At 52.4% G+C, this 12,740-nt stretch carries 11 protein-coding genes; 6 read left to right on the top strand and 5 right to left on the bottom strand.

Annotated features, from left to right (window positions below; genetic code table 11):
* The first annotated feature begins 55 nt into the window (after nt 1–55).
* Nucleotides 56–1,801 (top strand): phenylalanine--tRNA ligase subunit beta, encoded by a 1,746-nt coding sequence (gene pheT, locus TPRIMZ1_RS0116780; RefSeq protein WP_026043778.1) that lies wholly within the window; start codon nt 56–58, stop codon nt 1,799–1,801.
* Nucleotides 1,802–1,843: 42 nt separating this feature from the next.
* On the opposite strand, the gene TPRIMZ1_RS0116775 is transcribed toward pheT, so the two are convergent.
* Together TPRIMZ1_RS0116775 and TPRIMZ1_RS0116770 are read right to left on the bottom strand one after the other, a co-directional pair.
* Nucleotides 1,844–3,016, bottom strand: coding sequence for a type III PLP-dependent enzyme (locus tag TPRIMZ1_RS0116775; RefSeq protein WP_010263454.1), 1,173 nt, complete (start codon nt 3,014–3,016; stop codon nt 1,844–1,846).
* Nucleotides 3,017–3,114: 98 nt separating this feature from the next.
* Nucleotides 3,115–3,792, bottom strand: coding sequence for an L-threonylcarbamoyladenylate synthase (locus tag TPRIMZ1_RS0116770; RefSeq protein ID WP_010263448.1), 678 nt, complete (start codon nt 3,790–3,792; stop codon nt 3,115–3,117).
* 156 nt (nt 3,793–3,948) lie between these two features.
* On the opposite strand from TPRIMZ1_RS0116770, the gene TPRIMZ1_RS0116765 reads away from it, so the two are divergent.
* On the top strand, nt 3,949–4,689 hold the full coding sequence (locus TPRIMZ1_RS0116765; RefSeq protein ID WP_010263445.1) for a transglycosylase SLT domain-containing protein: 741 nt from the start codon (nt 3,949–3,951) through the stop codon (nt 4,687–4,689).
* On the opposite strand, the gene TPRIMZ1_RS0116760 is transcribed toward TPRIMZ1_RS0116765, so the two are convergent.
* Entirely contained in the window at nt 4,653–6,521 is a 1,869-nt protein-coding gene (locus tag TPRIMZ1_RS0116760) for a cellulase family glycosylhydrolase (protein ID WP_010263442.1), read from the bottom strand. The two genes, TPRIMZ1_RS0116765 and TPRIMZ1_RS0116760, sit on opposite strands and share 37 nt — an antisense overlap.
* Before the next feature lie 94 nt (nt 6,522–6,615).
* Between TPRIMZ1_RS0116760 and TPRIMZ1_RS0116755 the strand changes: the two genes are divergently transcribed.
* Complete coding sequence (locus tag TPRIMZ1_RS0116755; RefSeq protein ID WP_010263436.1) at nt 6,616–7,488, top strand: hypothetical protein; 873 nt, start codon at nt 6,616–6,618, stop codon at nt 7,486–7,488.
* 113 nt (nt 7,489–7,601) lie between these two features.
* Nucleotides 7,602–8,717 carry a hypothetical protein gene (locus TPRIMZ1_RS0116750; protein ID WP_232616863.1) on the top strand — a complete coding sequence of 372 codons (1,116 nt, stop codon included), beginning with the start codon at nt 7,602–7,604 and terminating at the stop codon, nt 8,715–8,717.
* Nucleotides 8,718–8,821: 104 nt separating this feature from the next.
* Here TPRIMZ1_RS0116750 and TPRIMZ1_RS0116745 read toward each other — a convergent pair whose 3' ends face one another.
* Nucleotides 8,822–9,268: a PTS sugar transporter subunit IIA gene (locus TPRIMZ1_RS0116745; protein WP_010263430.1), complete on the bottom strand. Its 447-nt coding sequence runs from the start codon at nt 9,266–9,268 to the stop codon at nt 8,822–8,824.
* A gap of 120 nt (nt 9,269–9,388) precedes the next feature.
* Here TPRIMZ1_RS0116745 and corA point away from each other — a divergent pair, with 120 nt between their 5' ends.
* Nucleotides 9,389–10,444 (top strand): magnesium/cobalt transporter CorA, encoded by a 1,056-nt coding sequence (gene corA / locus TPRIMZ1_RS0116740; protein ID WP_010263428.1) that lies wholly within the window; start codon nt 9,389–9,391, stop codon nt 10,442–10,444.
* A 10-nt stretch (nt 10,445–10,454) separates the two neighbouring features.
* Nucleotides 10,455–11,507: an L-threonylcarbamoyladenylate synthase gene (locus tag TPRIMZ1_RS0116735; protein ID WP_010263427.1), complete on the top strand. Its 1,053-nt coding sequence runs from the start codon at nt 10,455–10,457 to the stop codon at nt 11,505–11,507.
* Between the two features lie 25 nt (nt 11,508–11,532).
* Here the strand turns inward: TPRIMZ1_RS0116735 and TPRIMZ1_RS0116730 are convergent, their stop codons facing one another.
* Nucleotides 11,533–12,639 (bottom strand): AI-2E family transporter, encoded by a 1,107-nt coding sequence (locus tag TPRIMZ1_RS0116730; RefSeq protein ID WP_010263426.1) that lies wholly within the window; start codon nt 12,637–12,639, stop codon nt 11,533–11,535.
* Nucleotides 12,640–12,740 lie beyond the last annotated feature (101 nt).

Genomic DNA, 12,740 nt, shown 5'->3' with positions numbered 1-12,740 from the left:
ACTTGGCATTGAGCTATTGAAACGGGACAAGTTTTTACCGTACTATCTTACTACTATGCCAAAAATTGAAGTAAACGAAGAACTTTTCTATACCCTGACGGGGCGTCGCTGGGATACCAAGGACGCTTTCGAGGAAGCCCTGACCTGCGCCAAGGCGGAACTGGACGAGGATTCGGATAAAAGCCTCCCCGCAGGGGAACGGACGCTTAAAATTGAGTTAAACGATACCAATAGGCCTGATCTCTGGGCTACCGCGGGCTGTGCCCGGCAGCTGCGTATTCATAACGGCGGTAAGAGGCCGGAATATCCCTTCTTTTCCGGCCCCGAAAAGTCTCAAAAGGCGAGCCGGAAGGTCCTGGTGGAGGCCAGCGTTAAGGGTGTACGACCCTATCTTGCGGGCTTTATCGCCTCCGGTAAATCTATCACCGATTCTTCCTTGCGGGACATGATCCAGACCCAGGAGAAGCTGGCTTGGAATTTCGGCCGTAAACGCCGGACTATTTCCATGGGCCTATACCGCATTGCCATCATCAAATGGCCCATCACCTACAAGGCGGTGGATCCCGATTCGGTGTCCTTCGTACCCCTCCAGTGGGATGTGCCGTTGACGCTGCGGGAGATCCTCAAGCAGCATCCCAAGGGTAAGGAATATGCCTTTATCCAGGAGCATGAGCCCCTGCACCCCCTTCTGGTGGACTCGAAAAACGCCGTCCTCTCTTACCCGCCTATTATCAATTCTGCGGACCTGGGGGCGGTCCAGGTGGGAGACACGGACCTTTTTGTGGAGCTTACCGGCACGGATCAACCCTCAGTAACGCTGGCGGCATCGATCATGGCCTGCGATTTGGCGGACCAGGGGTACACCATTGAGCCTGTGGAAGTGGAGTACGAATACGACACTCCCTTTGGCAGGAAGCTTACCACGCCCTACTATTTCCAGAAGCCGGTGTTCTGTTCCCTCGCCCGGGTGGAACGGTTCCTGGGAGAAAAACTCAGCGCCGATGAATGTCTGGCAGCCCTGGAACGCATGGGTGTAAAGGCAGAGAAGGCCGATTCCATTGAAAACGGTGAAGCCCTGGAGCAGGTCAAGAACGGGGTCATTGCCTGGCCCCCGGAATACCGGAATGACTTTCTCCACGCCGCAGATGTGGCGGAGGATGTGATGATAGGCCGAACCCTCAACTCCTTCAAACCCGAACGTCCCCGGGACTTTACCGTGGGCCGCCTTACTCCGATAACTTACTTCAGCCGCCGGGTCAAGGAAATCCTGGTGGGCATGGGTTACCAGGAAATGATCTACAACTATCTGGGTTCCCGGAAGGATCTGGTAGAAAATATGCGGGGGGACGGCGCAAAAATTATCCGTATCTCTAACCCCATGACGGAGAACTACGAGTATGTCCGGGATTCCGTCCTGGCCTCTCTGATGCAGAGCGAATCCGTGTCGGGCCACTCGGTGTATCCCCACCGGATCTTCGAGGTGGGCAAGGTTGCCTACCGGGATAGCGCGGAAAACTACGGAACCAGTACCCGCCAGTATTTAGGTTTTCTCCACGCAGGCCAGGACGCCAATTTTAATACCGCCGTTGGGCAGTTACAAACACTGTTTTATTATATTTCTCGTGAATATGAAGTGGAGGAATCAACTGATTCCCGGTTTATTCCCGGGCGGGCCGCAGCAATTTTGTACCAGGGGAAAAGGATCGGTGTTTTTGGAGAGGTCCACCCTGAGCTATTGGAGAACTGGGGTGTCACCATGCCCTGCATTGCCGCAGAGATTGATCTAGACGCCCTTCTTTAGGAAGGGAAGCCCTCCTCTAGGGAGGGGACCCTTCTCTAAGTTTTACTTCATGGTATGGGTCTTAATGGGCAGAAACCCGTTGAACCCCACCGATGCGTAGCTTGCGGTGTAGGCCCCGGTGGATAAAAAGTAGAGTTTGTCCCCAACCTTAAGATCCACCGGCAGACGGTACTTATAGTCTTCGTAGAGGATGTCCATGCTGTCGCAGGTGGGGCCGGCCAGGATGACCTCCGCTTCCTTTACCCCCGGAGCATCCTTGCTGGTGATGATGGGGTACTTGATGGATTCATCCAGGGTTTCTATGAGACCGTTAAATTTGCCCGCATCCAGGTAGACCCAGCGGTTCAGGGCGGTGTTGTTCTTCCGGGAGATAAGGACCACCTCGGTCATGAGGATGCCGGCGTTGCCCACCAGGGAGCGGCCCGGTTCCAGGATGATTTTTGGGAGGTCGTCCCCAAAATCATCCTCAAGGTAGCGCTGAATTTCGGTGGCGTATTCGCTGAGATCATTGGTGGGGGTAGTATAGGCTGCGGGAAAACCGCCGCCCATGTTGATCATCGAAAGACGTATGCCTTCGTCCTCCTCCAGGGAGGAAAAGAGATATTTGGTTTTGGCAATGGCGTCGTCCCACTGGCCTATATCCCGCTGCTGGCTTCCCACATGGAAGGAGATACCGTAGGGGACCAATCCCAGGTCCCGGGCGAGGATGAGCAAATCGTAGGCCATGTCGGGGTGGCAGCCGAATTTGCGGGACAGGGGCCAGTCGGCGGTAACGGAGTTTTCTACCAGAATACGGACGTAGATTTTTGCCCCCGGCGCTGCGGAGGCTATGTTTTTAAGGTCCTCCTTGCTGTCGGTGGCGAACATACGGACACCCTTCTCGTAAAAGTAGGCAATGTCCCTGGCTTTCTTAATGGTGTTGCCGTAGGAGACCCGCTCGGGGATAACCCCCAGGGCGAGGACCTTGTCCAGTTCGGGCCGGGAGGCGATGTCGAAACAGGAATCCATCTCGGCAAGCATGGAGACAATTTCCGGATCCGGGTTGGCCTTGACGGCGTAATAGATTTCGCTGTAGGGGAAAAGGCCCCGCAAGCGCTGGTAGTTTTCCTTGATCGTCTGCAGGTTCATGATGATGCATGGTGTTTCCTGGTCTTTCGAAAAATTCTGGAAACGCTGCCACTCCGAATCGGAAATATATTCACCCCTGTTTACCATGACGCCCCCGCTTTGCAAATAGATTTTTAGGGAAAAAGTTTTCGCGTTTCAGCATATTCAATATGGGTATCCGTGTATACTGGTTTTTAAAAAAAGTATTAGATCGGCCAGGGACCGGCGCCGGAACGAATGAGACGGACCCCGTCTCCGCTTATGTCCAGGATGGTAGAGAAAATACGGGGGCGCTCTTCCCCGGTATCCAGGACCAGGTCGAGACCGGCTAGCCCTTCCATCTCCCAGCCTCCGTCGAAGAGATCTTCCTCGGGGATGGGGGGAAGCAGCTCGGCGCTTTCCTCAGCGGCGGTGTCCGGGGCCGCGTCATCCCGGTCATCGTTGGCCATGGAACGCTTGGCAGTTATCGTATAGAGGGGGCAGCCTAGGGCGGCAATCAGGTCCAGGGGGAGGGGATGATCCGGGATGCGGACCCCCACTTCCCGGCGGCGGAGCCCCAGGGTTTTCTCGGTACCCAGGAGGGTTTTGAGGATCCACACGTAGGGGCCCGGGGAAAGCCGTTTGATCAGCCGGAACCGGGTATTATCCAGGTTGCAAAGTTCGCCGAACTGGGAAATATCCGAACAGAGCAGGGTAAAGTGGCGTTCGTCCCGTTCCCCGGAGATGCGGCGCAGCTTTTTGATCCCTTCCTTTGAACGGAGAGAGCAAGCTACGGCCCAACTGGTATCCAGGGGCAGGGCCAGGATACCCCCATTGGCAAGGAGCGCCGCACTGCGGGAAAGAACGCGGTCATCGGTATTTCCGGCTGTTACATACTCAATCATTTTATTAGTCCGTTTATTCTATCATGACATACGCTTGGAGGAGGCCGCAAGGGGAGAGAAAGAATGACATAATGTTCAAAAATGTCTAGCCTATATTTCGGAAAATGAGTATTATATTAACTACAGAAAAGACCATTGGGAGGACATTTCTAAAAGGTGAATATCAAATTTTTAATACCCGCCGGGGTGATTCTGGCGGCAGTGGTTGGGCTAAACCTATATTATCGGGTTAAAAGCATTACAAAAAATGACACCGTCCCCGGAGACGATGTTGACAATATAACTTTGCAGATACCTGCGTGGTCGGCGCCGGAAAACGCTGCCTACACGGCGGAAATCCTGGAATCCATGGAAAAACCGGATTACATCCTGGATTATTACCGGAACGAATCAAGCCATTCCGAGGTTTTAGCCTTTTTCAGCGCCCTGGTTCAGTCAGAGGATATTGCCGGGGCAATACTGACCAACGCGGACGCTTTTGATATCCCCCCTTCCCTGGCCTTTGCGCTTTGCTGGGGAGAAAGTCGGTTCAACCCCCTGGCGGTTAACCGGACAAACCGTAATCAGACCATAGACCGGGGCCTTTTTCAGCTGAACGGCAATTCCTTCCCCAAGCTTAGGGAGGCGGATTTTTTCAACCCCAGGGTAAACGCCTACTACGGTATGGCCCATCTGCGCTGGTGCCTGGATTCAGGAGGGTCCGATGTGGCGGGACTTGCCATGTACAATGCCGGCACCAACCGGGTCAATGCGGGGACTACCCCCAGGCATACTCTGGACCACGTATCCCGGATCCTGGAATTCCGGAAGGGTATAGAAGGCCTTTTTCAGGCTGAATATGTACAAAGAGCGCCCCACCTTCAACGGGAAATAATGATCTCCAAATCTCCCCGGTAGCCTTCGTTCCGTATAAACACCCTGGCTTCCTCCGGCTTATATTCCGCAAAAACCTTGGCTGTATCCGATGTTGTTCGACGGATCTCGATTTTCGGAGCGGTTCCGAAACACTCCGGAGGGGCGTAGATCTCTGTGGGGGCGGGGATTTCCGGGTTCGCCCGGAAACAGAAGCGGAATAGGCCTTGTTTCCGGTCCCAGTATATTTCCAGGACCTCCCCGGCGGTCGCCATGGGGTAGGGCCGCCGCCATCCGCCCATAGCCCGGCCTTCACCCTGGCTGAAAATGGACAGATCCTCGCCGTTCCATCCGTCCCCGTCTTTGTGGGTATTATCCGCCGAATAGTTCCATATAACGGCATGGAGGAGATTTTTGTCGATGGCATCGTAGTACATGGATATTGCTTCCTCGTGAAGCCGGTAATCCCCGGTCCTAAAGGCGCTTTTCCCGTTCATATCAAAGGGCAGGCCGAATTCCCCCAGCAGGCAGGGCATATTTCCCATCTTTTCTTTAGCCCAGGCAATGCCCTGGGCCAACTGTTCCGAAAAATAGGCCGCCACCTTCCGGCGCCCTAGAATTATCTTGCCGGTGTCGATACGGAAGGAAAACCAGGGCCGGAAAAATTTGGTAAACAGGGTTGGCCCATCGTACCAGTGGAAAGCGTTAATCGCCTCCGGGGGATCCTCCTTTGTCCAGCTGGGATGGTTCGGCTGCGTAAAACCTTGCCCCTGGGGGATTCCCTCTATAAATATCAGGGTCCGCTCATCGGCGTCCCGCATCCTTTCGGTAAAACGGATTATGAAGGGCTTGAGGAAATCCTCCACAAAACGTACCGGCCGGCCTTGGTACAGGGCAAAATGATCTGGCTTGAGCAGTTGAGGCTCCCCCTGCCGGTCTGTCCAGACTCCGGCCTGTTTCCAGGGACAGGAATAGCCCTCCCTAAAGAGGGATAGACCCTGCGGATTGAGCAGCTCCTGCCGGATCACCCGCTCTCCAAGGATGCCCGTGGAGTAAACCGGCGCCGAAACCCGGTAGCCCGATGCGGCGGCCATGGCCTGGAAAGCGCTGGGCATGGCGCCGGTGGCAACTGCGTAGTTTTCCAGACCCTTTAGGTCCGTGTAACCGATAAAGCCCGGGTGAGGCTCGTTCATGGCGTCCCAACCGATAATGGCTTTGCAGTTCTTGAGCCGCCGGAAACAATGGCGCATACAGGCAAGGTACCGTTCCTGGAGCCAGTCCTGGGCGCTTTCTCCGTCGATTTTTGTTTCCGGGGCATAGGTGTTGCCGCCGAAAAAGAGGCTGAACATGGTGGCCGCCCCATACCGGCTGTAATTGGTGGGCCAGATCATACGCGGATAGGGCCCCCGGTGGAATTCGGCGTACCGTTCCCGGGTTAGGGCGGCGCCCACCGTGTCCAGGCGGTCCACATCCATGCCAAGCTTCTCCAGGGTCCATGCAGGGGCCCCATCGCCGCCAGTCCAGCGGCTCCACACGTCCTGATGGGGATCTATAAACACGGAAATCCCCTTTTCCCCCGCCAGATTGAGAATTTTCCGCAAATAGGCCAGGTAGGATTCGTCGTAGATCCCCGGGCCTGCGTGTTCCAGGGCTTCCCAGGTAATGATAAACCGGATAAGGGAAAAACCCCAGGAACGAAGCCTTTCTAAATGAAATTCTGCCTCTGCAAGCGGAAAAGGACGGCCTATGAAAGATACTGACTCCCGGGGTGAAAGATCCGGTGGAATCGGTTTTTTACTGCTTCCCCCCAGATTACATCCGCGAAATAATAAATTTCTCCCCTGTTCATCTTTAAGTTTTTGATCGATAATAGACATAATTGTAGTATACTCCGAAAATAAAGTATTAGTTTATACGGTATTGAAAAGTATTCACAATTATGCCATATTACTTAGTAAAAGGAGAATTGTCGTGAGATTAATTACCTTGATAGTAGCGATTGCACTGGTTTTCGCTTCCTGCGGTTCGGGGCCCACCCCTGCTGGCTCTGATGCTTCTGCACGGACGCCTGCAAAAGGCAAGACTGCTGCCCCGGGGCAAATCCCCGTGGAAAAGAGGGCTGTGGTTAAATTTGCCGATGGGACCGTGGATGAATTTACTATTTCCGAATATGATCCTTCGGATATTACTCTTCTTTCTGCGCAGAACCGTTTTTCAGCCTCCGGTGGGTTAATGGATCAGATTGAATTTACCTACAATGAGGAAACAAAGACGGTAACTACCAAAATGACCAAGGACGATGAAAACCGGATAAAATCCCGGATTGTCTATGTGCGTGATGATGATACTAACCAGTTGATGCGGGAAACCGTGGTTAACAAGGCGGGCAAGGCGGTGTCCACCAATGAATATTCCTATAATTCCACCGGTAATGTGGCATCCCGGGCTATTCTAAACGGCAATAATGTCAAACTTGCGGAAACCGTCTATACCTACAATGGGAATTTGGTTATTTCTTCGAAAACCCAGGATGGAAACGGAAGGCCGATTAGTTCCTCCACGAATGATTATGACCGCGACGGAAATCTGGTTAATCAGGTGCTTTTTAACGCCGCCGGTAACGTAACCCGGAAAATTTCTACGGTTTGGCAGACCGTGTCGGGGAAGCCTGTGGATGTTGAAATTACGCAAACCGCCGCAGATGGTAAACCCCAGCTGAAGATCACCAATGAATACGGTACTGCCGGTGAATTATTAAAGAAGACCGTTGAAAATTACCAGGGAAATTCCGTACAAGTAATGGAATTTGAATACGAGTTCCGGCCCGACCGCGGCAGAACTTAAGTGTGGGGGGAACCAAGTTTATGAAGCGACGATTCTTAGTAGTTTTCATTTTGATTTGTTGCATTGCTTCAATGGGGTTTGCAGCCTCTGCGAATGAAGATCTGGAAATATACATGTATTTGTATGAGAATTCGCGGACCGTTACGGATCAGTTTAATATTCTGCTGGTTCTTCAAACCCGGAAACTTACCGGCGCCGGTGAATTCTACGCCAGGGCTTTTAACCGCTTGGTAAATCAAATTCCTAATATTCAAAGAAGTGCCCCTGCGGTGGAAAAAGCTGCTGCGGATGATCTGGCGCAGGCCCTTGCCACACTAATTGGTGAAGAAAAATATGCCACCGCTGCACCGGATCTCTGGCGCGCCGTGGGCGCCTTTTCCGCGCCCCTGGTAAAAGCGGAGGCCATGATATCCTTGGGAAAACTGCGGGCCACGGAATTCCTTGACCCGGTCATCCGGGTGCTTTCGGATCTTAACGCCGCTCCTCCTCGTGGTAAAGAGGAGGCGGATTCCAAAGGCCAGATTGCCCGCGGCGCTATTATTGCCCTGGAAAAATTCCGGGATGAAGCGGGGTATCTACCGATATTCATTATGTCCGTTGGGGGGTACCCGGAACGGATAAAGGAACTGGCCAAGGCTACGCTCCCCATCATTCTTGAAGACCCTTCTGCATTGTTGACCGAACAGGTTATTAAGAGTTCAAGTTATGCGCCCTCAATTAAATTCGTAGCGCTCCAGACCATAGAGAGCGCCAACGCGCCTAATGCTTCGAAAGCGACCGCAGCGGTAGCTTCCCTGTCCGAAGGTTGGCGAGCTACTACCAACGATGTGCGGCAGCGGGGGGAAGTAGCCCGCATGCGGAAGACAAGTATTGATATGATACGCCGGTATGGAACCACCGATTCTGCGGTGTTTCCTCTACTGGAACGTTCCTACAAAGAAGGGCTCGACGATGATGAAAAACTCATCGCCATCCAGACCCTGGGAGCTCTGGCTTCGGAGGATTCGGCAAAGAATCTTAACTCTTTCCTGATGATCCTTGTAGGCAAAATGCAAAGCGGCGCCATTACCAGAACTGAAAACGATTTGCTCCGGGCAATTATCAGTGCCATTGGGGTTGCTGGTAAGGCATCGAGCAGATCTCCTTTACGGGCAGTTATAGACAGTTCAGCGGCTACCAATGCGGTTAAGACCCTTGCCAATGACGCATTGGCTAAGCTCCCTCAATAGCTGGCGGAACAGCGAAAACATCGACAGGGAAATATGGTTTACATATTTCCCTGTTTTTTTTAAGATTATATAAATTATAGCAAAAAATAATTGAAAATGGGGCTTTATTCGGCGAGGATGTGCATGATGTCTTCCGTAGAAGAGGCTTTCAGTATTTCCGCCCGCTTTTCCGCACTTTTAAAGAGTAAGCTTATTTCCGCAAGGAACTGGAGATGGGGGCCGGTTTTTTCCAGGGGGGAAAGGGTCATGATAAAAATCCGGCATGGCTCCTTATCCAGGGCATCAAAATCAATTGCAGAGTCGGAAATACCGATACAGGCAACCAGATCCTTTACGGTAGCGCTCTTCCCGTGGGGAATGGCAATACCGTGCTTCATGCCCGTGGACATCTTTTGTTCCCGGTCCATGATGGCGGAAAAAGCGGCATCCCTATCTTGTATCTTCCCCGCTGCAACCAGGATATCCAACAGTTCGTCAATAATTTCCTGTTTTGAGGTGCCCTTTAAGTGAAGAGATATAGTATCTTTCGTAAGTACTGTTTTTAAGTTCATACCCTTGAGTGTAGAGCCCAAGCCCCGAAAAGTCAAGAATAAGTACTTGAATTATATAAAATTATAGCTATTACGCCAAAGCCTATTGCTATGCCCTTGTCAGGATAGTATTCTCGACCTATGGCCTTAGATTTTAAACGATCCGATATAGGATTGCCACCGGGAAGCGCGGTATACGTGGGAGATCGCCACCCTGAGGAGATAGCCATTTCCATAATTGGGTATGATCCCGTAGGGTCCTGGGCAAAATCCGCTGAAACTATTGATGAACTGCTGCAATACCGGAATACTTCGGGGATTACCTGGATAAATGTGAACGGCTTTAGGGAGAGTGATGCCATCAGCCGCCTGGCCGAGGTGTATAAGATCCATCCCCTAACAATTGAGGATATCCTCAATACTGAACACCGGCCCAAGGTGGAAGAGTTTGACGACTACCTCTTTATTACCCTCAAAGAAATCAGCAATCCCGAGGATAGTCCCTTTGTCTTTGATCAAATAAGTATAGTTCTTACCGCAAACACGGTTATCACCTTTCAGGAAACCGCTGGGGATTCCTTTGACGGTATCCGGAAACGTATCCTGAGTAATTTGGGCCGGGTCCGTAAGTATGGGGCGGATTATCTGGCCTATTCGCTTATGGATTCCGTAGTGGACCGCTATTTTCTCGTCCTGGATAGTTTGGGGGCAACTATCGAAGACTTTGAGGAACGGGCGGTGGATGCTAAGGATGTGGCTTTTATTTCCGATCTCCAGGAGACAAAACAACGGCTGCACCACGCCCGGCGGGCCATTTGGCCCCTCCGGGAAAGTCTTTCCATCCTGCTCCGGACAGAGTCGGTCTATATCAACGAAATTCTTACCCCCTTTCTCAAGGATCTCCAGGATAATGTGATCCAGGCGGCGGAAACCGTAGAGAGTTACCGTGAGGCTATTTCCGGGATTATGGAAGTACACCTTTCCGCGGCTTCTAACCGCCTGAATAAGGTGATGAAGGTTCTAACCATTATCTCCACTATTTTCATCCCCCTTACGTTTATCGTTGGGGTATATGGGATGAATTTTACCCATATGCCTGAATTAAACAGCGTCTACGGGTATCCCATAGTCTGGGGGATCATGATCCTCATCGCCCTTGGAATGATAGCCTTTTTTAAAAGCCGGGACTGGTTGTAGGTTTTTGTTTATGCAACTACTTTCTACCGCTGAAGGAGATATACGCCGGGCTGCGGAAGCGATAAAGGCGGGGCTCTTGGTGGCATTTCCCACGGAAACTGTCTACGGTTTGGGTGCAGACGCCTTTAATACCGCCGCCCTGGCCCGGGTTTTTGCCGCTAAGGGCCGTCCCCGCTTCGACCCCCTGATTATCCATATCGCTGCCTTGGAAGTCCTGGATCGCTTGGCGGATCTCTCTGCCCTAAGCCCTGAGCTTCGGGAAAAGACCGCTCTCCTGGCGGACCGGCTTTGGCCCGGCCCTTTAACCCTGATACTCCCCAAGCGGCCTGCGGTTCCGGATCTGGCCACCAGCGGTCTTCCCACTGCGGCGATCCGGTTTCCGAATCATCCGGCGGCTCTGGCGCTTATCCGGCTTTCTACCGGCGCAGTGGCTGCTCCCAGTGCAAACCTCTTCGGACGGCTTTCCCCCACCAGGGCGGAACATGTGCGGGATCAGTTGGGAGAAAAGGTGGAATTTATCATCGACGGCGGGCGTACCGTTGTGGGGGTGGAGTCCACGGTATTGGATCTGAGCGGCGGGGGTATTCCACGCATACTCCGGCCTGGCGGCGTTTCCCGGGAGGCCCTCGAAATATTGATAGGGGAGGTGGCGTTTCCGGGGCCTGCCGGTGTATCTTTGGCGCCCTTTTCGTCGGGGCAGTCCGGCCCGCTTTCACCCGGCCAGTTAAAAAGCCACTATGCCCCCCGAACTCCGCTTAGCCTCCACAGCCCGGAAGCTATGGCCGCCCTGCCGTATACTCCGGGGGAAATCTACCTCTTTTTTTCTCCCACTACCCGGGATCCGTGGCTTGCGGGACAAACCCGGCAGGGCGTAACGCTTCCCCTGGGCTCGGTTCGGGTGCTGTCCCCCTGTGCAAGTACCCAAGAAGCGGCGGCCAATCTTTTTGATCTGCTCCATGAACTGGATCATTTGAACGCCTCTCGTATCCGTACGGAGGAAGCGCCCTTAGTGGAATTGGGACCGGCCATTAATGACCGGCTATTTCGGGCGGCAAGTAAATGAAATAACCCCTACTGGGGTTAAACCCCTACTGGGATTCAGCCCCTACCGAGGGTTCGTTAGAAGCAGACATTACCGACCGGTGGGAACCAAGCAATACCGATACCGGTTCCAGGAATGGGATGTTCTCGCAGATGATCTTCACCACCACCGTCATGGGAACCGCCAGGATCATCCCTGCAAAGCCCCAAAGGAAGCCCCAGATTGTCAGGGATAGGAGTACCGCCAGGGGGGAAATGCCCAGGTTATCCCCCATTATCTTTGGTTCCAGCACATTACCGATGATTATATTGGCCCCCAGCATTATCAGCCCAACCAGGATTATGGGCGCCGGATTGGGCCAGAACTGGAGAACCGCGAAAAGGGTAGCCCCGGCGCCGACGGCGATACTTCCGATATTAGGGATAAAGTTCAGGACAAACTGTATAAGTCCCCAAACAATGGCAAATTCAAGACCCGCCAATTTGAGCCCTACCCCAACCACAATGCCCGTTGCCAGGGAAATGAGGAATTTGGTGGAAAGATACCGGATAATCTGCTGGACTATACTGTCACATATCTTCTTAATTGACCCTGCCCATTTATCCTCAAAGGCTAATTCGATTTTTTCCCGGGCATAGGCCGCTTCAAAGAGGATAAAGACCAGAAACATGACCACCATAAAGGCGTCCCGTAGAAAATCGATGAAGGAGTTGGAAAGAACAAAGGTAATACTCCGTATTCTGGTTCTGAACCCCAACTGCCCCCAGAGATTTTCCAAAAAACTCAGATGCTCATCGTAGGAAAGTTCAAAGAAACCCGCTGCCCAGACATAAATCTCCGTTAAACGGCGTTCATACCGGGGATACTGGGACATAATGGCCCGGGCGGAAGAAAAAAGAATAATTCCCATGAGATACAATCCGGCGATAATGATAATTACCGCCAGGATAATTGAGCAGATCCGGGGAATCCGTCTTTCCAGAAGGAATGCAACCATGGGTCCCATAACAAACGCCAATAGGAGGGCAATGGTAAGGGGCAGGACTATGGGGGCAATTATCTTTAAAACCGCCCCTCCCAGGATCAGGGCAATAAAGGCCACAAGGAAGAAATTCGCTCTTCCGGAATTAAAACTCTTAAATTTATCCTTCATACTCCTAAGTATGGCATAATATGTACTATTTGTCAGGATTATTTGTATAAGCCCGGGTAAAAGCAGATTTTTTGTATCCCTCCATAGTAACTATTGAAAAA

Origin of the sequence: Treponema primitia ZAS-1, assembly GCF_000297095.1 — a bacterium.
Lineage (GTDB): Bacteria > Spirochaetota > Spirochaetia > Treponematales > Breznakiellaceae > Termitinema > Termitinema primitia_A.
This window is presented reverse-complemented; position numbering and strand designations above follow the sequence as displayed.